Genomic DNA, 20,215 nt, shown 5'->3' with positions numbered 1-20,215 from the left:
GGTCAGCCGGACAGGCCGACCACCAGCCAGACGAACAGGACGCCGGACACCGTGCACAGCAGGGTGGAACGGGCCGGGTGCTCGTGGTGGGCCTCGGGGAGGATCTCGGCGGCGGCGAGATAGAGCAGTACGCCGCCGAAGAGACCGAGATAGCCGCCGAGCACCGGCTCGGGGATGCGGACGAAGGCGGTCGACAGCGCGCCCAGCACGGGTGCGCAGGCGTCCGCCACCAGCATCCCGACGGCCCGGCGGCGCGCGTTGCCGTACAGGCTGGTCAGGGTGAAGGTGTTGAAACCGTCGGCGAAGTCGTGGGCGATCACGGCGAGCGCGACGGACGCGCCCATGCCGCCGCCCACCTGGAAGGCCGCGCCGATCGCCACGCCGTCCATGGCGCTGTGCCCCACCATCGCGCCGGCCGCCGTCAGGCCCACCTCGGGCGCCCGGTGGCCGTGCTCGCCGCCCCCGTGCGCCGCCCGGCGCGCGGCGAGTGTGCGTTCCACCAGATGGGCCAGCAGGAATCCGGCCACGAACAGCAGCAGGGCGGCGGGTACGGCGAAGACCTCGTGGCCGGCCGCGTGCAGCGCCTCCGGCAGCAGGTCCAGGCCGACCACGCCGAGCATCAGTCCGCCGGCCAGGCCCAGCACCAGATGACGGCGGTCGGTCACGCGCTGTGCCGTCCAGCCGCCGGCCAGCGTCATCAGGAACGCGCCGAGCGCGACGAGGACCGCCATGGGCCCTTCGTATCCGATGGACCGGCCCTCACGCATGTCCGACGGCCGTGCGCGCGCTGACCGCCGGCGCCGGCCGCACATACCGAACCGCCCGTAGTTCCCTTCTGCAGGAGAGGACCGATTCCCATGGCCGATGCCCCCACCGGCAAGGTGACCTTCGTCGGTGCCGGCCCCGGCGCCGCCGATCTGCTGACGTTCCGTGCCGCGCGTGCCATCGCCGAGGCCGACGTCGTGATCTGGGCCGCGAGCCTGGTCCAGGCGGAGGTCCTCGAACACGCCCGCGAGGACGCGGAGGTGCTGGACTCGGCGACGATGTCGCTGGAGGACGTCGTCGCCGTGTACCGGCGGGCCGGCGAGGAGGGGTTGCGGGTCGCCCGCATCCACTCCGGCGACCCGGCCCTGTGGGGCGGCACGCAGGAGCAGGTCGACCGCTGCCGGGAGATCGGCATCGCGACCGAGATCGTCCCGGGCGTGTCGTCGTTCTCCGCGGTGGCCGCGATCGCGCAGCGCGAGCTGACGATCCCGGAGGTCGCGCAGTCGGTGGTGCTCACCCGGCTCGGCGGCGGCAAGACGCCGATGCCGCCCGGGGAGGAGGTCCGCGAGTTCGCCCGGCACGGCACCACGATGGCCGTCTTCCTGTCGGCGGCGCGCAGCGGGCAGCTGGTGCGGGAGCTGCTGGAGGGCGGCTACCCCACGGACACGCCGGTGGTCGTCGCCTACCAGGCGACCTGGCCGGAGGAGCTGGTCGTGCGGTGCACGATCGGCACGCTGGAGGAGACGGTCAAGGAGCACAAGCTCTGGAAGCACACGCTGTTCCTCGTCGGCCCGGCCCTGGACGCCAGCGGCACCCGTTCGCACCTGTACCACCCCGGTCACTTCCACGGCTACCGCAAGGCCGACCCGCAGGCCCGGCGGGCCCTGCGCGAGCAGCGGGCGAAGAGTTGATCACGGTCGTCGGGACGGGGACGGGCACGCCGCTCCCCGCGGACGTCCTCGCCGGGGCCGCGCTCGTGGTCGGCGGGCAGCGGCACCTGGACGCCGCGGCGCTGCCGGACGGGGCGGAGCGGGTGGTGCTCGGGCCGCTGGCGCCCGCCCTGGACACCGTCGCGGAGTACGCCGCCGCGCGGCTGCCGGTCGTCGTGCTGGCCTCCGGGGACCCGGGGTTCTTCGGGATCGTGCGGGCGCTGGCCGAGCGGTTCGGCGCCGGCGCGCTGGACGTACGGCCGGGGGTGTCCTCGGTGGCCACCGCGTTCGCGCGGATCGGGCTGCCCTGGGACGACGCGGTGGTGGTCAGCGCGCACGGCCGGGACCCGCGGACGGCCGTCAACGTGTGCCGGGCCCGGCCCAAGGTGGCCGTGCTGACCGGTCCGGGGGCCGGGCCGGCCGAACTGGGGGCCGCGGTTCCGGCCGACCGGGTCCTCGTCGTGGCGAGCGCGCTCGGGGATCCGGAGCGGGAGCGCGTGGAGCGGGTCACGCCCGCCGAGGCGGCGGCCCGGGACTGGGGCACGGCGGTGAGCGTGGTGCTGTGCCTGGACGAGACGCGGGCGCTCGGCGCGGTGCGCACGGTCGCCGGGACACCCGGCGGGCCGGCCCGTTGGGCCCTGGACGAGGGCGAGTTCACCCACCGCGACTCGATGATCACCAAGTTCGAGGTCCGGGCGCTGGCCCTGGCCCGGCTCGGTCCGCGCCTCGGCGACCTGGTGTGGGACGTGGGCGCCGGGTCGGGTTCGGTGGCGGTGGAGTGCGCGCGGCTCGGCGCGGCCGTCGTCGCCGTGGAGAAGACCGCGGACGGGGTGGAGCGCGTCCGCGCCAACGCGGAGGCGCACGGCGTCGGCGTGGACGTGGTGCACGGCTCGGCGCCGGAGGTGCTGGCCGCGCTGCCCGGCGATCCGGACGCGGTGTTCGTCGGCGGCGGGGGCCGTGAGCTGCCCGCCGTCGTGACCGCGTGCGCGCGGCGGGCCCGGCGCACCGTCGTCGTCGCCATGGCCGCGCTGGACCGGGTGCCGGCGGCGCGCGAGGCGCTGACGGCCGCCGGATTCCGCTGCGACGGCGTGCTGTTGCAGTCGTCGCGCCTCGCGCCGCTGCCCGGGGACGTGACCCGGCTGGCGGCCACCAATCCTGTGTTCCTGCTGTGGGGCGAGCGCGCCGCGGCGTCTAGTGAAGGAGTTGTCCAGTGATCGGCCTCATTTCCGCCACCGCGGCGGGAGCGGCGGCGCGGGACCGGCTGGCCGCGGCCTGGCCGGACCGTACGCGGGTCTACGACGGTCCCGTCGGGGAGGCCGTACGCGCCGCGTTCGCGGAGTGCGAGCAGCTGGTGTGCTTCCTGGCGACGGGGGCGACCGTACGGCTGCTCGCGCCGCTGCTCGGCGACAAGAGTGCCGACCCGGGTGTGGTGTGCGTCGACGAGGGCGGCCGGTTCGCGGTGTCGCTGGTCGGCGGGCACGGCGGCGGGGCCAACGCGCTCGCCCGGGAGGCCGGTGAGCTGCTCGGCGCCGAACCCGTGGTGACCACCGCGACGGACGCCGTCGGACTGGCGGGCCTCGACACGCTCGGGCTGCCCTGTGAGGGCGCGGTCGCCGCGGTCTCCCGGGCCCTGCTGGACGGCGAACCGGTCGCGCTGGCGGCGGAGGTCGCGTGGCCGCTGCCGCCGCTGCCGCTCGCGGCGCACGGGGCGTACACGGTCCGGCTCACCGACCGGGCCGTCGAACCGGGCGAGCGGGAGGTGCTCCTGCGGCCCCCGTCGCTGGTGGTCGGCGTGGGCGCGTCGAAGGGCGCGCCGGCCGAGGAGGTCCTCGCGCTGGTCGGGGAGGCGCTGCGGGAGGCGGGTCTGTCGCCGCGGTCGGTCGCCGAACTGGCCACGGTGGACGCCAAGGCGGACGAGCCCGGCATCGTGGCCGCCGCCGAGCGGCTCGGGGTGCCCGTGGTGACGTACACCGCCGGCGAACTCGCCGCGGTGGAGGTGCCCAACCCGTCGGCCGCGCCGCTCACGGCCGTCGGCACCCCGTCGGTCGCCGAGGCCGCCGCCCTGGCGCGCGGCGGTGAACTCCTCGTGCCCAAGCGGAAGTCCGTACGGGCCGACGGCCGGCCCGCCATGGCGACGTGCGCCGTCGTACGGCGGCCGGGGCGCGGACGGCTCGCGGTGGTCGGTCTCGGACCGGGCGCCCGGGACCTGCTCACCCCGCGCGCGGCGGCCGAGTTGCGGCGGGCGTCGGTGCTGGTCGGCCTCGACCAGTACGTCGACCAGATCCGCGACCTGCTGCGGCCCGGCACCCGGGTGCTGGAGTCCGGGCTCGGCGCGGAGGAGGAGCGGGCCCGTACCGCGGTCGCCGAGGCCCGCGCGGGGCACGCGGTCGCGCTGATCGGCAGCGGCGACGCCGGCGTGTACGCGATGGCCTCCCCGGCGCTCGCCGAGGCGTCCGACGACATCGACGTGGTCGGGGTGCCCGGGGTGACGGCCGCGCTGGCCGCCGGGGCCGTCCTGGGCGCACCGCTGGGCCACGACCACGTGTCCATCAGCCTGTCGGACCTGCACACCCCCTGGGAGGTCATCGAGCGCCGGGTGCGCGCGGCGGCCGAGGCGGACCTCGTGGTCACCTTCTACAACCCGCGTTCACGCGGCCGGGACTGGCAGCTCCCCGAGGCCCTCGCGATCCTCTGCGGACACCGGGAGGCGACGACACCCGTCGGCGTCGTCCGCAACGCCTCCCGCCCCGACGAGTCCAGCCGCGTGACCACGCTCGGCGCGCTGGACCCGGCGACGGTCGACATGATGACGGTCGTGACCGTGGGCAACACCGCCACCCGCACCATCGCGGGGCGCATGGTGACCCCGCGCGGCTACCGCTGGCAGAACGGCACACAGGAGGAAGCCCGGTGAACCGCGTGGTCCACCCCATCGAACAGGAGTCCTTCCGGCGCCTGCGCGCCCGCCTGGACACCTCGCACCTCCCGCCGCTGACCCGGGCGGTGGTGGAGCGGGTCATCCACTCCGCCGCCGACCTGGAGTACGCGACCGACCTCGTCATGGACGAGGCCGACCTCGTGACGGCGCACGCCGCGCTGCACGCCGGGGCGCCCGTCGTCGTCGACGTGGAGATGGTCGCGGCCGGCATCACCCGGCGCGGGACCGTCTGCCGGCTGCGGGACGCCGTCGCCGGGCCCGGGCTGACCCGCTCGGCACACGCCGTACGGCTCGCGTACGAGGAGGTCGGGCCCGGCGCCGTCTGGGTGATCGGCTGCGCGCCGACCGCCCTGGAGGAGCTGCTGACCCTCGACGCCTCCCCCGCGCTCGTCATCGGCCTGCCCGTCGGCTTCGTCGGCGCGGCCGAGTCCAAGGCCGCGTTGCGGGCGAGCGGGCTGCCCGCCGTCAGCAACGTGTCCGAGAAGGGCGGTTCGGCGGTCGCCGCCGCCGCGCTCAACGCCCTGCTCTACCACCCCGTTCCGTCTGAGGAGACCTCGTGACCACCCCGCCCGCCCTGCTCATCGCCGGCCACGGCACCCGTGACGACGCCGGAGCCGAGGCGTTCCGTGACTTCGTCCGGGAACTGGGGCGCCGCCACCCCGAACTGCCCGTCGCGGGCGGCTTCATCGAACTGTCGCCGCCGCCGCTGGGCGAGGCCGTCACCGAGCTGGTCGAGCGAGGGGTGCGCCGGTTCGCCGCCGTACCGCTCATGCTGGTGTCCGCCGGGCACGCCAAGGGTGACATCCCGGCCGCGCTCGCCCGCGAGAAGGAACGGCACCCGGGCATCACGTACACGTACGGCCGTCCGCTGGGCCCGCACCCCGCGCTGCTGAGCGTGCTGGAGCGGCGGCTGGACGAGGCGCTCGGCGGCGCCGCCCGCACGCCCGGGGACCGGGCGGACGTCACCGTGCTGCTCGTCGGGCGCGGCTCCACCGACCCCGACGCCAACGCCGAGGTGTTCAAGGCGGCGCGGCTGCTGTGGGAGGGCCGCGGGTACGCCGGAGTCGAGACGGCGTTCGTGTCGCTTGCGGCGCCGGACGTGCCGAGCGGCCTGGACCGGTGCGTCGCGCTGGGCGCGAAGAGGATCGTCGTCCTGCCGTACTTCCTGTTCACCGGGATCCTGCCGGACCGGGTGCGGCAGCAGACCGAGGGCTGGGCCGCGGCCCACCCGGAGACCGAGGTCCGGTCGGCCGACGTCATCGGGCCCGAGCCGGAGCTGCTGGACCTGGTGATGGAGCGGTACCGGGAAGCCGTCGAGGGTGACCTGCGCATGAACTGCGACTCCTGCGTGTACCGGATAGCGCTGCCGGGCTTCGAGGACAAGGTGGGACTGCCGCAGCAGCCCCACTTCCACCCGGACGACGAAGGACACCACCACGGACACGGGCACCACCATCACGGGGGGCACTCGCACAGCCATGCGCACTGAGGACACCGGCGGGTCCGCGCACGATCTGCGGCACCACGGGGACGCCGAGGTGCGGGACGACGGTGCCGCGTTGGTCGACCTCGCCGTCAACGTCCGCGCGGACACGCCCCCGCGGTGGCTGCGGGAGGAGATCGCCGGTTCGCTGTCGTCCCTCGCGGCCTACCCCGACGGGCGGGCCGCCCGTGCGGCGGTGGCCGCGCGGCACGGGCTGCCGGTGGAACGGGTGCTGCTGACGGCGGGGGCCGCGGAGGCGTTCGTCCTCCTCGCCCGCGCCCTGGAGCCCCGCCGGCCGGTCGTCGTGCATCCGCAGTTCACCGAGCCGGAGGCGGCGCTGCGCGACGCCGGGCACACGGTGGGCCGGGTGCTGCTGCGGGAGGAGGACGGATTCCGGCTGGACCCGGCGGTCGTCCCGGAGGACGCCGACCTCGTGGTGATCGGCAACCCCACCAACCCCACGTCCGTCCTGCACCCGGCGCAGAAGGTCACCCGGCTGGCCCGTCGGGGACGGACACTGGTGGTCGACGAGGCGTTCATGGACGCGGTGCCCGGTGAGCGCGAGACCCTGGCCGGCCGGACGGACGTGCCGGGACTCGTGGTGCTGCGCAGCCTCACCAAGACCTGGGGGCTGGCGGGGCTGCGCATCGGGTACGCGCTGGCCGCGCCCGAGGTGATCGCCCGGCTGGAGCGCGCCCAGCCGCTGTGGCCCGTGTCCACACCGGCGCTGGCCGCGGCGCGGGCGTGCGTGGCGCCCCGGGCGCTGGCCGAGGCGGGGCACGCGGCGCATCGCGTCGCCGGGGACCGGGCACACCTCGTCGCGGGACTGTCCGCGCTCGCCGGCCGGGGCGTACGGGTGGTGCAGCCGGCGGAGGGCCCCTTCGTACTGATCCGTATGCCGGGCGCCGCGGCGGTCCGGCGCCGGCTGCGCGACCTCGGCCACGCCGTCCGCCGGGGGGACACGTTCCCCGGCCTCGGCCCGGACTGGATACGGGTGGCGGTACGCGACCGCGCCACCACGAACACCTTCCTGACAGCCCTGTCCACGGCTCTCCCGGAGGACTGAAAGCCGCGCCCTCCACGACTCCCGGGGCCCCCGGGAACGCCGGGCCCGCACCACCCCGGGGGCCCCGGGCCGACCGCCGAGCCCGGCCCCGCCCCGCCCCGCGGCGCCGGGCCGGGCCGCCCGGGCCCCGCCCGGCTCCTCACGATGACGGGTCCGGCGCAGGGCCGCCCGGGAACCCTGCCCACCGTGCCGAGAGCCCACCCGGCCCTCCCCCACCGCCCCGGGCCAAATGCACGTTCGCCTCTCCGGCGCCGTCACCGCCCGGTCACCGGCCGGCCGGGGACCACGGGCCGCCCGGCGCCGCCGGGACATCCGTCACCCCGAGACACCCGGGGCCCCGGGGCCGGGCCCGCCGGGCCCGTCGGGCCGGAGCATCAGCCACCGGATCGGGCAGCACGCAGCGCCGGAGCCGGCCCGAGCCGAAACCCCGTCCGGCCCTCCAGCACCGCCCCTGGCCGCAGGCACGTTCCCGCAGCCTCCACGCCGCCGTCACCGTCCGGTCACCGGCGCCGTCGCGGTCACGGCCGGCCGGGTGTCCGGGGTCCGCCGGGCCGTTCGGTCGCCGCCGAGGTGGGCGGACCGTGGAGTGCGTTCCGTGGTGCGCCGTCGCGCCGGGAGGCCCGGCCCGTTCGCCGGGTGCGGGGAGGCGGGCTGGGCCGGTGTCAGTTCTTGCGGCGTCGGGTCAGGGCCACCGCTCCGCCGCCCGCCAGCAGCAGTGCCAGCGCACCGCCGGCGATGTACGGGGTCGCCGGGCTGCCGCCGGTCTCGGCGAGGCCGGCCTCGGCACCCTGGGGGCGGACGTCGGCGGCCGGGTCGTGGCTCGGCACCGGGTGCCGGGCGGGCGGGGCCGCCGGGGACTCGCAGGTGGCCCCGGCCAGGGTGACGGTGCCCTCGACGTCGGCCACGTTGAGTTTCAGGGGGTTGACGGAGACCTTGAGCCGCAGGGCGGTCGCGGCGGCCGTGCGGGTCGTGGTGCGCCGTTCGGCGAGGTCGAGGCGGACCTCGCCGACGCCGGGCACCTTCACCTGGACCGGGCCGCCGGCGGTCAGGGTGACGCGCCTGCCGAGGACGGTGACGGCGCCGATGACGTTCGCTGAGGCGGTGGGTGCCTTGCCGGCCACGCAGGTGGCCCTGGCGGTGATCGCGTCGGCCTCGATCACGGACAGCAGGGGCAGGCCGGGGACGTGCAGCCGGGCGTGGGCAACCCGGACGGAGCCCTCGGCGCGCCCGGCGGTGGCCGTCGCCTCCGCCCGGGCGGCGTCCGCGCCGAGGACGGTGAACGGCCGGCCGCCGTTCACGCCGTCGAGCCGGGCGGACAGCGCGGTGCGGTCCGCGCTCCGCGGCGCCCGGACCTCGTTGAGGGAGAGGGCGAGCGGGCGGTGCACGGTGTGGTCGAGCAGGGACACGTCGAGCGCGGTGCGCAGGACGACGGCGGAGGCGCGACCGCGGGCGTCGGTCGCGTGCGCGTCGGTCGCCTGCGCGGTGCCCGCGCCCAGGACCGCGGGCACCGCGGTGAGGGCGGTGACCGTCGCGAGGGCGGCGAGACGGCGTGCGGGCATGCGGAAGCTGTTGCTGTTCAAGGCGGTGGGACCCCCAGAGGGAACATGTTCGGGACCCGTCAACCTTGTACGCGGTGTGGGTGAACGGTCAGCGATCCGGGGCCACTTCACTCGTACGTGGACATCCCGTACGCGGATTCGAGAGCGGGGGCACCCCTACTCGACGACACGCCCGTCGAGCACGACCCGCCGCGGCGCCGCCAGCACCCGTACGTCCGCCCGGGGATCGGCCTCGTAGACCACCAGGTCGGCCGGCGCGCCCTCTTCCAGGCCGGGCCGGCCGAGCCACGTCCGGGCGGCCCAGGTGGTGGCGGCGAGGGCCCGGACCGGCGGGATGCCGGCGGTGACCAGCTCGGCGACCTCCTCGGCGACCAGGCCGTGGGCCAGCGAGCCGCCGGCGTCCGTGCCGACGTAGACCGGGATCCCGGCGTCGTAGGCGCCGCGCACGGTGTCGTAGCGCCGCTCGTGCAGCCGGCGCATGTGGGCGGACCAGCGCGGGTACTTGGCGTCGCCGCCCGCCGCGAGCCGGGGGAAGGTGGCGATGTTGACGAGGGTGGGGACGATCGCGACGCCCCGCTCGGCGAAGAGCGGGATCAGGTCCTCGGTGAGGCCGGTGGCGTGCTCGATGCAGTCGATGCCCGCCTCCACCAGGTCGCGCAGCGAGTCCTCGGCGAAGCAGTGCGCGGTGACCCGGGCGCCGAGCCGGTGGGCCTCGGCGATGCCCGCCTCGACGGCCTCGCGGGGCCAGCAGGGGGCCAGGTCGCCGGCGCCGCGGTCGATCCAGTCGCCGACCAGCTTGACCCAGCCGTCGCCGCGGCGGGCCTCCCGGGCGACGTGGGCGACGAGGTCCTCCGGTTCGATCTCCCAGGCGTAGTTGCGGATGTAGCGGCGGGTGCGGGCGATGTGCCGGCCCGCGCGGATGATCTTCGGGAGGTCGTCGCGGTCGTCGATCCAGCGGGTGTCGGACGGGGAGCCCGCGTCCCGGATCAGCAGGGTGCCGGTGCCCCGGTCGGTGAGCGCCTGCTTCTCGGCGGTGTCCGCGTCGACCGGGCCCTCTGCGCCCAGGCCGACGTGGCAGTGGGCGTCGACCAGGCCGGGCAGCGCCCAGCCCTCGACGGTGGTGACGTCGCGGGCGCCGGCGGGGCGGTCGAACGAGATCCGCCCCCCGACCACCCACAGCTCGTCCCGGACGTCCTCGGGGCCGGCCAGGACCCGCCCCTTCACGTGCAGCACCGCGCCATCGCTCATGCACCGCACCCTAACGGCCTACGGCTCGTCCTTCCCGACCTGGTCGGAGGTCTCCTCCTCGACCTCGGCCATCGCCGGGTCGAGCAGCCGGGAGAGGAAGTGCCGGGTGCGCTCGTGCTGCGGGTCGCCGATGACCCGCTCGGGGCTGCCGTCCTCGACGATGACGCCGCCGTCCATGAAGACGACCCGGTCGGCGACCTCGCGGGCGAAGGTCATCTCGTGGGTGACGACCATCATCGTCATGCCCTCGCGCGCGAGCCGGCGCATCACGGCGAGGACGTCCCCGACGAGTTCGGGGTCGAGCGCGGAGGTCGGCTCGTCGAAGAGCATCACCTCGGGGCCCATGGCGAGCGCGCGGGCGATGGCCACGCGCTGCTGCTGACCGCCGGAGAGGGAGGACGGGTAGGCGTCCGCCTTCTCGGCGAGGCCGACCCGCTCCAGGTTCTCGGCGGCGACCCGCGCGGCGGTGGCCTTGTCCCGGCCGAGGACCCGGCGCTGCGGCAGCGTCAGGTTCGCGGTGACGTCCAGGTGCGGGAAGAGGTTGAACTGCTGGAAGACCATGCCGATGCGGCGGCGTACGGCGTCGATGTCGACGTCGGGGTCGGTGATCTCGGTGCCGCCGACGAAGACCTGGCCCTTGGTGGGCTCCTCCAGCAGGTTCACGCAGCGCAGCAGCGTCGACTTGCCGGAGCCGGAGGGGCCGATGACGCAGACGACCTCGCCCTGGCCGATCTCCAGGTCGATGCCGCGCAGCACCTCGTTGTCACCGAAGGACTTGTGCAGTCCGCGTACCTCGATCTCGGGGCGGGTCACCGGATCGCCTCCTGTGCCTTGGACTCCATACGGCGGACGACGAAGCTGAGCGGGATGGTGACCAGCAGGTAGCACAGGCCGGCGACCAGGATCGGCGTGGAGTTGGCGGTCGTGCTCGCCAGGTCGCGGCCGAACTTGGACAGCTCCCGCTCCTCCAGGGTGACGCCGAGGAACAGCACCAGCGAGGAGTCCTTGAAGAGCAGGACGAGTTCGTTGGTGAGCGGCGGCAGGATGATCCGGAAGGCCTGCGGGACGATGATCGAGATCATGGCCTTCGCCGGCGAGAAGCCGAGTGAACGCGCCGCCTCCGTCTGCCCCTTGGGCACGGCCTGGATACCGGCGCGGATGGTCTCCGCCATATAGGCGGCCGAGACCAGGCCGAGCGCGAGGGCGACCTTGCCGTAGGTGCCGCCCGGGATCTCGGTGCCCGGGAACGCGAGCGGCACGGCCACGCCGACGAAGATGAAGATCAGCAGGGCGGGCAGTCCGCGGAAGATCTCGATGTAGATGCCCGCCAGCCAGCGGTAGGGGCCCACGGAGGACAGCCGCATCAGCGCGATGACCATGCCGAGGACGAGTCCGACGACGAAGCCGGACAGCGTGTACAGCACGGTGTTCTTCAGCGCCAGCGTGATGACGTCGGGGAACATCTGCCGTGCGATGCCGGCCTGGGCGAACTGGTTGCGCAGCCGGCCCCAGTCGGCCGTGACCGCGAAGGCGATCACGGCGGCGGCGAAGACGGCGTACTGCGCGCCGCGGGACAGCGTCCGCTTCTGCCGCCGGGTCAGTCCTTTCTTCTTCGGCCCGAGCGGTACGTCCGCGTCGCTCATGAGGCCGCGGGAGAGGCGACGGAGGCGTTGTACGGGCCGATCCACTTCTCGTAGATCTTCTTGTAGGTGCCGTCGGCCTTGGCCTTCTTGAGGGCCTTGTCGATGGCGTCGAGCAGCGCCTTGTTGCCCTTCTTGACGGTGAAGCCGTACTGCTCACCGGTCTTGAGGTTGTCGACGACCTTGAACCTGTCCGCGTTGGCCTTGTCCTTCAGCCAGCCCTGGACGACCGGGTAGTCGATGACGACGGCCTGGACCTGGCCGGTGCGCAGACCGTTGAGGACCGCGTCGGAGGACTCGAAGGAGATCGGGTCGTAGCCCTTGTTGCGGACGTAGTCCTCGCCGGTGGTCTGCGCCTGGGCGCCCAGCTTCTTGCCCTTGGCCTTGACGTCGGCGAGCGAGGTGACGCCGCTCTTCCTGTCGACGAGGACGGCCTGGGTGGCCTCGAAGTAGGGGTCGGAGAAGTCGACGTTCTTCTTGCGCTCGGCGGTGATGGTCATGCCGGCGGCGGCCAGGTCGCACTCGCCCGAGTTGAGGAATGCGCCCGTCTTGAAGTTCTCGAACGGCGTGTCGAGGATCTTCTGCGGGACGCCGAGGTTCTTGGCCACGAGGTCGATCAGGGAGACGTCGAAGCCCTGCACCTTGCCGTCGACCTCCGACTGGAACGGCGGGTAGGGCAGGTGGGTGCAGGTGGTCAGCGCGCCGGCCTTGGCGAGGTGGACGCCCTTGACGGTGGTCCTGCCGCTCCCCCCGCCGCCGTCCGAGGAGCAGCCGGCGGCCACGAGCACGAGCCCGGCGGTCGCGGTGGTGGCAGCCAGGAGGCGGGTCCGGCGCCCGAGGAGCGTTGTCATGGGGGGATTCTCCTATGCGGAAACGAAGGGTTCTGATTATAAGGAAATGTTGGGGTCTCTCAAATCAAACTGATGACTTCGGGGCCGTCCGGCCTAGGAAGTCACCGGTCGGAAGGGGAACGGGAGCGGAGAGTTACGCTCGTCCCGGCCGCCCGCCGGCGGCCCCCGTGGACCTCGTGAGCGAAGAGAGCACCGCTGTGACCCACCCCTTCCTCGACCTGCCCCCGCTGAGTGCCGCGCGCTTCGCCGCCATCGAGGACCGGGTTGCCCGGCTGCTGGACACCCGGCAGACCGTCCTGGTCACCCAGGGCGAGGCGCTGCTGCCGCTGGAGGGCGCGATCCGCGCGGCGGCCGGCCCGGGCACGGTGGCCCTGAACGTGATCACGGGCCCGTACGGGCAGACCTTCGGCAACTGGCTGCGGGACGCCGGGGCGACCGTGCACGACCTGTCCGTCCCCTTCCACACGGCGGTGACCGCCGCCCAGGTCCGGCAGGCGTTCGCACGGCACCCGGAGATCGATTTCGTGTCCCTCGTGCACGCGGAGGCGGCGACCGGCAACACCAACCCGGTCGCGGAGATCGGCGAGGCGGTACGGGAGCAGGGCGCGCTGTTCTACCTGGACGCGGTGGCCTCCGTGGGCGCGGAGCCGGTGCTGCCGGACGCCTGGGGCGTGGACCTGTGCGTGATCGGGGCGCAGAAGGCGATGGGCGGCCCGGCGGGTGTGTCGGCGATCTCGGTGAGCGAGCGGGCCTGGGCCCGGATGGCCGCCAACCCGCACGCCCCGCGCCGCTCCTACCTGTCCCTGCTGGACTGGAAGGAGCGCTGGATCGACGCCGGCCGCACCGCACTGCCGCACGCGCCGGCCCAGCTGGAGATGCTGGCACTGGAGGCGTGCCTGGAGCGGATCGAGGCGGCGGGCCCTCGGACGGTGATGGCCCGGCACCGGGCCGCCGCGCTGGCCACACGGGCCGGGGCGGTGGCGCTGGGCGGGGGCCTGGAGCCGTACGTGTACGAGGAGAGGGACGCGGCGCCGGTCGCGACGACGCTGCGGGTTCCGGCCGGCACGGTGGCCTCGGAGCTGGTGGCCGACGCACTGCGGTCCGACCCGGCCCTGCCCCTGGCCGCCGGCGGAGGGGCGCTCGCCGGGGAGATGATCCGCGTCAACCACTACGGGCCCGACGCGACCCCGGAGGCCGTCGCCGGGTCGCTGTCGGCACTGGGCGGGGCCATGGCCGGCCGGGGCCTGGCCGTGGACCCCGAGGGCGCCCGCCGGGCCGCGGCGGACGCCTGGCGCTAGCCGCCGCTCGCGTGGGCTCGGGGGCTTCGCCCCCGGGGGCACCGAATACCGAATTCAATTCCCCTTCACAATTCCCGCCAATTCTGCGGGAGATACCTTCCGGTTCTTCTCTTGCCCGATTTTTGCAGAGCTAAACAGGAAACTTCGCGAACGGATTATCCGGGCGTTTCCAGGCTGTGACAGAACCCACAGACACGCACTTTTGCACCCTTTTTTCATAGGACATCGCGGACATTTTGCCGAAGTGACCCTCCGTCACCACCGCCCCTCGGGTGCATTTTCTAATTCGCCTCGCTAAATTCGTGACGCATGACTGCCGCACCCGCAGACCTGCTCATCGAACGGCCGGCGACGACGGACGGAGCCGCGCTCTGGCGTCTCGCCAAGGACTCGGAAACCCTCGACCTCAACTCCTCGTACAGCTATCTGCTGTGGTGCCGGGACTTCGCCGGCACCTCGGCGGTGGCGCGCGGTGCGGACGGGGAGCCGGTCGGTTTCGTCACCGGATACGTGCGGCCGGACCGCCCGCACACCCTGCTCGTCTGGCAGGTGGCCGTCGACGCCGCCCACCAGGGCCACGGCATCGCCGCCGCCCTGCTGGACGGCCTGACCGCCCGGCTGGTCGCCGAGCGCGGCATCACCGGGCTGGAGACCACCATCACCCCCGGCAACACCGCCTCCGAGCGCCTGTTCACCTCGTTCGCCGAACGGCACGGCGCGCGCGTCACCCGCGAGGTGCTGTTCCGGGCCGAGCTGTTCCCCGACGGCCCGCACGACCCCGAAGTCCTGTACCGCATCGGCCCGCTGTCCGCGTCCACCGCCCTCTGAGGAGCGATTCACCGTGACCATCACCCAGCCCGACCTCAGCGTCTTCGAGACCCTCGAGTCCGAGGTGCGCAGCTACTGCCGCGGCTGGCCCACCGTCTTCGACCGCGCGCAGGGCAGCCGGATGTACGACGAGGACGGTCATGCGTACCTCGACTTCTTCGCCGGTGCCGGTTCGCTCAACTACGGGCACAACAACCCCGTGCTGAAACGGGCGTTGATCGACTACCTGGCGCGGGACGGTGTCACCCACGGCCTGGACATGTCGACCACGGCCAAGCGGTCGTTCCTCCAGACCTTCCAGGACCTGGTGCTGCGCCCGCGCGACCTGCCGTACAAGGTCATGTTCCCGGGTCCGACGGGCACCAACGCCGTGGAGTCCGCGCTGAAGCTCGCCCGCAAGGTGAAGGGGCGCGAGGCGATCGTGTCGTTCACCAACGCCTTCCACGGCATGTCGCTGGGCTCCCTCGCCGTCACCGGCAACGCCTTCAAGCGGGCCGGCGCCGGTGTCCCCCTGGTGCACGGCACCCCGATGCCGTTCGACAACTACTTCGACGGCCAGGTCCCGGACTTCCTGTGGTTCGAGCGGCTGCTGGAGGACCAGGGCTCCGGCCTCAACAAGCCCGCCGCCGTGATCGTGGAGACCGTCCAGGGCGAGGGCGGCATCAACGTCGCCCGGCCCGAATGGCTGCGCGCTCTCAAGGAGTTGTGCGAGCGCCAGGACATGCTGCTGATCGTCGACGACATCCAGATGGGCTGCGGCCGCACCGGCGCCTTCTTCTCCTTCGAGGAGGCCGGTATCACGCCGGACATCGTCACCGTCTCCAAGTCGATCAGCGGGTACGGGCTGCCGATGTCACTGTGCCTGTTCCGGCCCGAGCTGGACGTCTGGGAGCCCGGCGAGCACAACGGCACCTTCCGCGGCAACAATCCCGCCTTCGTCACCGCCACCGCCGCCCTGGAGGCGTACTGGGCCGACGGCGCGGCCATGGAGAAGCAGACGCGGACCCGTGGCGAGCAGGTCGAGCAGGCGCTGATCGCCATCACCGAGGAGAACCTCGCCGACGTGCGCGAGTACCGCGGGCGCGGTCTGGTGTGGGGCCTGGAGTTCCGCGACAAGCGGCGGGCCGGCCGGGTGGCGCAGCGCGCCTTCGAACTCGGGCTGCTCATCGAGACGTCCGGCCCCGAGAGCGAGGTCGTCAAGCTCCTGCCCGCGCTCACCATCACCCCGGAGGAGCTGGACGAGGGGCTGAGCGTCCTCGCCCGCGCCGTCCGCGAAACCGCCTGACCCCGAGGAGGAGACTCACACCATGATCGTCCGATCGTTCGAGGAGATCGAGGGCACCGACCGGCACGTCAAGGCGAGGTCCGGCACCTGGGAGAGCAAGCGCATCGTCCTCGCCGAGGAGCGGGTCGGCTTCTCCCTGCACGAGACGATCCTGTACGCCGGGACCGAGACGTCGATGTGGTACGCCAACCACGTCGAGGCCGTCGTCTGCACCCGGGGCGAGGCCGAACTGACCGACCAGGAGACCGGGAGGACGTACACGATCACCCCCGGCACCATGTACCTCCTCGACGGGCACGAGCGGCACACGCTGCGCGTCAGGGAGGACTTCCACTGCATCTGCGTGTTCAACCCGCCGGTGACCGGGCGGGAGGACCACGACGAGAACGGCGTCTACCCGCTGCTCACCGAACCCGAGGAGGTGTGACACCCGATGACCACCGCGACCCTCACCGACGCGTACCCCACCCGTGGCACCGGCGAGGTCACCGTTCCCCGCCAGGACCCCGTCCTCTGGGGCTCCCCGGACACCCCGGGGCCGATCCCGCAGGCCGAACTCCATGCGTACGAACGGGACGGCTTCCTCACCGTCGACCAGCTGATCACCCCCGACGAGGTCGGGGTCTACCGGCGCGAGCTGGACCGGCTGGTCGCGGACCCGGCGATCCGCGCCGACGAGCGCTCCGTCGTGGAGCCGAGGACCGAGGAGATCCGCTCGGTCTTCGAGGTGCACCGGATCAGCGAGGTGTTCGCGAACCTGGTGCGCGATCCGCGGGTGGCCGGCCGGGCCCGGCAGATCCTCGGCTCGGACGTGTACGTCCACCAGTCCCGGATCAACGTCAAGCCGGGCTTCGGCGCGAGCGGCTTCTACTGGCACTCGGACTTCGAGACATGGCACGCCGAGGACGGCCTGCCGAGCATGCGCACGGTGTCCGTCTCGATCGCGCTGACCGAGAACCACGACACCAACGGCGGCCTGATGATCATGCCCGGGTCGCACCGGACGTTCCTGGGCTGTGCCGGCGCCACGCCCGAGGACAACTACAAGCAGTCGTTGCGGATGCAGGACGCGGGCACCCCGTCGGACGAGGCGCTGACCGCGCTGGCGGGCGAGCACGGCATCCGGCTGTTCACCGGCGCGGCCGGGTCGGCGACCTGGTTCGACTGCAACTGCATGCACGGCTCCGGCGACAACATCACGCCGTTCCCGCGCAGCAACGTGTTCATCGTGTTCAACAGCGTGGAGAACACGGCGGTGGAGCCGTTCGCGGCGCCGGTGCGCAGGCCGGAGTTCATCGGAGCACGGGACTTCACCCCCGTGCGGTGATGTGAGGGACGACCATCGGGCCGGGGCCTCTTTCCGCGGGACGGGGAGGCCTCGGCCCGGTCGTGTCAGCCGGCCAGTGCCTGGAGCAGGCGGTCCACGTCCTCGGCGGTGTTGTAGAGGTGGAACGACGCGCGCAGGTTGCCGGCGCGGTCGGAGACCTCGATGCCCGCCTCGCTCAGCCCCTGCTGCCGGGAGCCCAGCCGGGGGACGGAGACGACCGCCGAACCGGGCGCCGGCAGGGGCTCGTGGCCCAGGTCCGCGAGTCCGGCCCGGAACCGGTCGGCGAGCCGCACCGCGTGCGCGTGGACGGCGGACAGCCCCAGTTCCTCGATCAGTTCGAGGGAGGGGCGCAGCCCGGCGTAGCTGAACAGGGCGTGGCTCAGGTCGAACCGGCGTGCGGAGCGGGCGAGTTCGCCCACCGGTCCGTAGCAGCTGTCCCACGGCTCCTCGGCCGCGACCCAGCCGGCGAGGACGGGGACGAGTCCGCCGAAGTCCTCGGGGACCGTGAGGAAGGCCGCGCCGTGCGGGCCGAGGAGCCATTTGTAGGCGACCGAGGCGGTGAAGTCGTGGGCGCCGGCGTCCACCGGCAGCCATCCGGCGGCCTGGGAGAAGTCGACGTAGGTGCGGGCGCCGTGCGCGCGGGCGGCCTCGCGCAGGGCGGGCAGGTCGGCGAGCCGGCCGTCGGTGGACTGGGCGGCGCTGACCGCGACGAGCGCGGTGCCCGGCCGGACGGATTCGACGATCCGCTCCAGCGGGACGGTACGGACCTTGAGGTCGCCGCGGACGTGGAAGGGGTTCAGCACGGACGTGAAGTCGCCCTCGGCGGTGAGGACCTCGGCGCCGGGGGGCAGCGAGGCGGCGATCACGCCGGTGTGCGCGGCGACGGTGGCACCGGCGGCGACCCGGCTCTCCGGGACGCCGACGAGCCGGGCGTAGGCGGCGCGGGCGCCCTCCACGTCGTCGTACAGCGGGAGCAGCGGCCGGCCCTCGGCGCGCAGCAGCGCCGCGTCCCGAAGAGCGGCGACGGTGCGGGCGGGCAGCAGGCCGCTGCTCGCGGTGTTGAGGTAGATGCTCTTCGGGCTGAACTCGGCGCGGACGAGGCTCTCGAACGTCTCCGTGGTCTCCATGGCTCCACTGTGCGGCCGTCCGGGGTCCCCGTCCATGGCGTTTTCCCGCGTGGATCCGCCTGGCGATCCTCACACCTGCGCGCCGGCCTGCGCCTTCTCAGCTGTGCGGGGGCAGTGCGCACCCGTCCGGGCCGCAGGCCCGCGCGTCCTCCCCGCCGACCGGCTCCAGCACGGAGCGCTCACCCCAGGCCTGGGTCAGAGCCTGGGTGAAGACCTCGGCGCTCTGGGCGCCGGAGACGCCGTAGGTGCGGTCGAGGACGAAGAAGGGCACACCGGTCGCGCCGAGCCGGGCGGCCTCGCGCTCGTCGGCACGGACGTCGTCGGCGTACGCGTCCGGGTCGGCGAGCACCGCGCGGACCCGCCCGGCGTCCAGTCCGGCCTCGGTGGCCAGCTCCACCAGGCGTTCGTCGCCCTCGGTGAAGACGGACCGCTCCTCGGCGAAGTTGGCCCGGTAGAGGATCGCGAGGAGTTCGTCGTGCCGGCCGTGCTCCCTGGCGAGGTGCAGCAGGCGGTGCAGGTTGAAGGTGTTGCCGTGGTCGCGGCCCCGGGTGCGGTAGGGCAGGCCCTCGGCGGCGGCCTGGGCACCCAGGTTGTCCTCCCCCGCCTCGGCCTGGGCCTCGCTCATGCCGTACTTCCGGGTGAGCATCGTGATCACCGGCTGCGCGTCGCCCTTGGCCCGGTCCGGGTCCAGCTCGAAGGAGCGGTGCACCACCTCGACCCGGTCGCGGTGCGGGAAGGCGGCCAGCGCCTTCTCGAAGCGGGCCTTGCCCACGTAGCACCACGGGCAGGCGATGTCGCTCCAGATCTCGACGCGCATGTGTTCGGCTCTCTCCGGTTCGTACGGACGCGGGGGCGCTCCCCGGCCGGTACGTGAACGTTCAAGCAGGGGGTTTCATTCCCGGGCCGGTACGGACAGGCACAGGAAGAGGTGGTGGTCACCGGGGGCGGGCGGAGCGGCGGGGTCGGGGACCCAGCCCTGGCGGGCGTAGAAGGCTTGGGCGCGGTGGTTGTCCACGTGGACGTCGAGGACGGCCCGGCGCCGGCCGTCGGCGCGCCACTGCTCGACGCAGGCCGCGTGCAGCGCCGTACCGATGCCGGTGCGCCAGTGGCGGGGGTCGACGTGGAACTGGAACAGCTTCACCGTATCCGCGGGGCCGTCCTGCGGGGGCCGGAAGGAGGCGACGCCGGTGATCGCACCCTGGTCCACGACGCACAGCACCTGGCCGTCGGGGCGCTCGACGGCACCGCGCCAGGCGGCGGTCCAGTCGGTGCCGTCGTCCGGGAGGCCGTCGGGGTAGTACGTCGAGCGGGCCCGGTGGTGCAGCGCGGCGATCGTCTCGGCCTCGGCGCTCAGGGCGGTGCGGATCACCCGGCCGCCTGCCACATGGTCACTGCTCACGCAAGGGAGGACGCTGCCGGTCGCGGCCCGGTTCCGCCGGGCCGGCCGAACCGGGCCGGGTGGGCGCTCGGGCTGTTCCGCGACCGGGCGGTGCGCGTGGCGGTCACGGCGGTCACGGCGGGGGCGGCGTGCGGCGTGCGGCGTGCGGCGTGGCGCTGTACGGGACGGTGTTCCTGTTCTCCCTCTCCTCGCAGCGCCCTCGGCTGCGCGAGGGCCGTCCCGCCGCTGACGGTGGTGGCGCCGGACGCCGTACCGGCCGGGCCGGGCCGGCGGTCGGGGTGCTCGACCCGGCCCGGCAGGTGGGCGGTGGTCCGGGGATCGCGGGCTTCGGGGCGCCGGTGCCGGGGGTCGTGGCGGGGAAGCGGGCGAGCCCGGCCGGTTCCGCGGCCCTGTTCGCCGTCGCCTCCGTCCTCAGCAGCCGCCCGGGGCGCGGCCCGGCCGGCTCCTGAGGGGCGCGGGACCCCACCGGCGG

Annotated in this window: 21 protein-coding genes; 12 read left to right on the top strand and 9 right to left on the bottom strand. The window is 74.0% G+C overall.

Features of this window, described 5'->3' with window-relative positions; genetic code table 11:
- Positions 1 to 2: 2 nt before the first annotated feature.
- Entirely contained in the window at positions 3 to 731 is a 729-nt protein-coding gene (locus tag ACGFT1_RS23940) for a ZIP family metal transporter (protein WP_373910993.1), read from the bottom strand.
- A 126-nt stretch (positions 732 to 857) separates the two neighbouring features.
- Between ACGFT1_RS23940 and cobM the strand changes: the two genes are divergently transcribed.
- Genes cobM through cobC form a run of 6 tightly spaced genes read left to right on the top strand, consistent with a single transcriptional unit; the run spans position 858 to position 7,181 of the window.
- The gene (gene cobM, locus ACGFT1_RS23935; protein WP_356823216.1) at positions 858 to 1,676 is read left to right on the top strand and encodes a precorrin-4 C(11)-methyltransferase; all 819 of its coding nucleotides are present in this window, start codon (positions 858 to 860) and stop codon (positions 1,674 to 1,676) included.
- Positions 1,673 to 2,908 (top strand): precorrin-6y C5,15-methyltransferase (decarboxylating) subunit CbiE, encoded by a 1,236-nt coding sequence (gene cbiE / locus ACGFT1_RS23930; RefSeq protein WP_373910992.1) that lies wholly within the window; start codon positions 1,673 to 1,675, stop codon positions 2,906 to 2,908. Before cobM ends, cbiE begins: the two co-directional genes overlap by 4 nt.
- Positions 2,905 to 4,608 (top strand): precorrin-3B C(17)-methyltransferase, encoded by a 1,704-nt coding sequence (gene cobJ, locus ACGFT1_RS23925; protein WP_373910991.1) that lies wholly within the window; start codon positions 2,905 to 2,907, stop codon positions 4,606 to 4,608. Before cbiE ends, cobJ begins: the two co-directional genes overlap by 4 nt.
- Positions 4,605 to 5,192 (top strand): precorrin-8X methylmutase, encoded by a 588-nt coding sequence (locus ACGFT1_RS23920; protein WP_373910990.1) that lies wholly within the window; start codon positions 4,605 to 4,607, stop codon positions 5,190 to 5,192. Before cobJ ends, ACGFT1_RS23920 begins: the two co-directional genes overlap by 4 nt.
- Positions 5,189 to 6,121 carry a sirohydrochlorin chelatase gene (locus tag ACGFT1_RS23915; protein ID WP_373910989.1) on the top strand — a complete coding sequence of 311 codons (933 nt, stop codon included), beginning with the start codon at positions 5,189 to 5,191 and terminating at the stop codon, positions 6,119 to 6,121. The genes ACGFT1_RS23920 and ACGFT1_RS23915 overlap by 4 nt, the downstream gene beginning before the upstream one ends.
- Positions 6,111 to 7,181, top strand: a complete 1,071-nt coding sequence (cobC, locus tag ACGFT1_RS23910; protein ID WP_373910988.1) for an Rv2231c family pyridoxal phosphate-dependent protein CobC — start codon at positions 6,111 to 6,113, stop codon at positions 7,179 to 7,181. The genes ACGFT1_RS23915 and cobC overlap by 11 nt, the downstream gene beginning before the upstream one ends.
- 662 nt (positions 7,182 to 7,843) lie before the next feature.
- Here cobC and ACGFT1_RS23905 read toward each other — a convergent pair.
- From ACGFT1_RS23905 to ACGFT1_RS23885, 5 genes are all read right to left on the bottom strand, one after another.
- Positions 7,844 to 8,761, bottom strand: a complete 918-nt coding sequence (locus tag ACGFT1_RS23905) for an SCO1860 family LAETG-anchored protein (RefSeq protein WP_373910987.1) — start codon at positions 8,759 to 8,761, stop codon at positions 7,844 to 7,846.
- Between the two features lie 135 nt (positions 8,762 to 8,896).
- Positions 8,897 to 9,988: an amidohydrolase family protein gene (locus ACGFT1_RS23900; protein WP_373910986.1), complete on the bottom strand. Its 1,092-nt coding sequence runs from the start codon at positions 9,986 to 9,988 to the stop codon at positions 8,897 to 8,899.
- 18 nt (positions 9,989 to 10,006) lie between these two features.
- Positions 10,007 to 10,801, bottom strand: coding sequence for an amino acid ABC transporter ATP-binding protein (locus ACGFT1_RS23895; RefSeq protein ID WP_356945226.1), 795 nt, complete (start codon positions 10,799 to 10,801; stop codon positions 10,007 to 10,009).
- Positions 10,798 to 11,631: an amino acid ABC transporter permease gene (locus ACGFT1_RS23890; protein WP_373910985.1), complete on the bottom strand. Its 834-nt coding sequence runs from the start codon at positions 11,629 to 11,631 to the stop codon at positions 10,798 to 10,800. Before ACGFT1_RS23890 ends, ACGFT1_RS23895 begins: the two co-directional genes overlap by 4 nt.
- The gene (locus ACGFT1_RS23885; RefSeq protein ID WP_373910984.1) at positions 11,628 to 12,479 is read right to left on the bottom strand and encodes a transporter substrate-binding domain-containing protein; all 852 of its coding nucleotides are present in this window, start codon (positions 12,477 to 12,479) and stop codon (positions 11,628 to 11,630) included. The genes ACGFT1_RS23890 and ACGFT1_RS23885 overlap by 4 nt, the downstream gene beginning before the upstream one ends.
- A 197-nt stretch (positions 12,480 to 12,676) precedes the next feature.
- On the opposite strand from ACGFT1_RS23885, the gene ACGFT1_RS23880 reads away from it, so the two are divergent.
- The 5 genes from ACGFT1_RS23880 (at position 12,677) to thpD (ending at position 17,217) form a co-directional block, all read left to right on the top strand.
- Positions 12,677 to 13,777, top strand: coding sequence for an alanine--glyoxylate aminotransferase family protein (locus ACGFT1_RS23880; protein WP_373911056.1), 1,101 nt, complete (start codon positions 12,677 to 12,679; stop codon positions 13,775 to 13,777).
- Positions 13,778 to 14,086: 309 nt separating this feature from the next.
- Positions 14,087 to 14,605, top strand: a complete 519-nt coding sequence (gene ectA / locus ACGFT1_RS23875; RefSeq protein ID WP_373910983.1) for a diaminobutyrate acetyltransferase — start codon at positions 14,087 to 14,089, stop codon at positions 14,603 to 14,605.
- A gap of 13 nt (positions 14,606 to 14,618) precedes the next feature.
- A complete protein-coding gene (gene ectB, locus ACGFT1_RS23870) occupies positions 14,619 to 15,890 on the top strand; it encodes a diaminobutyrate--2-oxoglutarate transaminase (protein ID WP_373910982.1) in 1,272 nt (423 codons plus the stop codon).
- 22 nt (positions 15,891 to 15,912) lie between these two features.
- Complete coding sequence (locus ACGFT1_RS23865) at positions 15,913 to 16,317, top strand: ectoine synthase (protein WP_373910981.1); 405 nt, start codon at positions 15,913 to 15,915, stop codon at positions 16,315 to 16,317.
- A 6-nt stretch (positions 16,318 to 16,323) separates the two neighbouring features.
- A complete protein-coding gene (gene thpD, locus ACGFT1_RS23860; protein WP_373910980.1) occupies positions 16,324 to 17,217 on the top strand; it encodes an ectoine hydroxylase in 894 nt (297 codons plus the stop codon).
- A gap of 65 nt (positions 17,218 to 17,282) precedes the next feature.
- Here the strand turns inward: thpD and ACGFT1_RS23855 are convergent, their stop codons facing one another.
- The 3 genes from ACGFT1_RS23855 to ACGFT1_RS23845 all read right to left on the bottom strand — a co-directional run bounded on the left by ACGFT1_RS23855 (position 17,283) and on the right by ACGFT1_RS23845 (position 19,743).
- Positions 17,283 to 18,344: an aminotransferase class V-fold PLP-dependent enzyme gene (locus ACGFT1_RS23855; protein WP_373910979.1), complete on the bottom strand. Its 1,062-nt coding sequence runs from the start codon at positions 18,342 to 18,344 to the stop codon at positions 17,283 to 17,285.
- Positions 18,345 to 18,441: 97 nt separating this feature from the next.
- A complete protein-coding gene (locus tag ACGFT1_RS23850; RefSeq protein WP_373910978.1) occupies positions 18,442 to 19,161 on the bottom strand; it encodes a DsbA family oxidoreductase in 720 nt (239 codons plus the stop codon).
- A 75-nt stretch (positions 19,162 to 19,236) separates the two neighbouring features.
- A complete protein-coding gene (locus ACGFT1_RS23845; protein WP_373910977.1) occupies positions 19,237 to 19,743 on the bottom strand; it encodes an N-acetyltransferase family protein in 507 nt (168 codons plus the stop codon).
- A 149-nt stretch (positions 19,744 to 19,892) separates the two neighbouring features.
- Between ACGFT1_RS23845 and ACGFT1_RS23840 the strand changes: the two genes are divergently transcribed.
- Positions 19,893 to 20,192 carry a hypothetical protein gene (locus ACGFT1_RS23840; RefSeq protein ID WP_373910976.1) on the top strand — a complete coding sequence of 100 codons (300 nt, stop codon included), beginning with the start codon at positions 19,893 to 19,895 and terminating at the stop codon, positions 20,190 to 20,192.
- Positions 20,193 to 20,215: the final 23 nt, after the last annotated feature.

The sequence above is a fragment of the Streptomyces sp. Y20 genome (assembly GCF_043195475.1).
Lineage (GTDB): Bacteria > Actinomycetota > Actinomycetes > Streptomycetales > Streptomycetaceae > Streptomyces.
Note: the sequence above shows the minus strand (reverse complement) of the source record. Positions and strands in the feature narration are given on the sequence as shown.

What these genes read in the sequence shown, in the direction of transcription:
- ACGFT1_RS23940 (WP_373910993.1), bottom strand. Translation starts at nt 731, where the DNA reads ATGGCGGTCCTCGTCGCGCTCGGCGCGTTCCTGATGACGCTGGCCGGC.
- cobM (WP_356823216.1), top strand. Translation starts at nt 858, where the DNA reads ATGGCCGATGCCCCCACCGGCAAGGTGACCTTCGTCGGTGCCGGCCCC.
- cobC (WP_373910988.1), top strand. Translation starts at nt 6,111, where the DNA reads ATGCGCACTGAGGACACCGGCGGGTCCGCGCACGATCTGCGGCACCAC.
- ACGFT1_RS23900 (WP_373910986.1), bottom strand. Translation starts at nt 9,988, where the DNA reads ATGAGCGATGGCGCGGTGCTGCACGTGAAGGGGCGGGTCCTGGCCGGC.
- ACGFT1_RS23890 (WP_373910985.1), bottom strand. Translation starts at nt 11,631, where the DNA reads ATGAGCGACGCGGACGTACCGCTCGGGCCGAAGAAGAAAGGACTGACC.
- ACGFT1_RS23885 (WP_373910984.1), bottom strand. Translation starts at nt 12,479, where the DNA reads ATGACAACGCTCCTCGGGCGCCGGACCCGCCTCCTGGCTGCCACCACC.
- ectA (WP_373910983.1), top strand. Translation starts at nt 14,087, where the DNA reads ATGACTGCCGCACCCGCAGACCTGCTCATCGAACGGCCGGCGACGACG.
- ACGFT1_RS23865 (WP_373910981.1), top strand. Translation starts at nt 15,913, where the DNA reads ATGATCGTCCGATCGTTCGAGGAGATCGAGGGCACCGACCGGCACGTC.
- thpD (WP_373910980.1), top strand. Translation starts at nt 16,324, where the DNA reads ATGACCACCGCGACCCTCACCGACGCGTACCCCACCCGTGGCACCGGC.
- ACGFT1_RS23855 (WP_373910979.1), bottom strand. Translation starts at nt 18,344, where the DNA reads ATGGAGACCACGGAGACGTTCGAGAGCCTCGTCCGCGCCGAGTTCAGC.
- ACGFT1_RS23850 (WP_373910978.1), bottom strand. Translation starts at nt 19,161, where the DNA reads ATGCGCGTCGAGATCTGGAGCGACATCGCCTGCCCGTGGTGCTACGTG.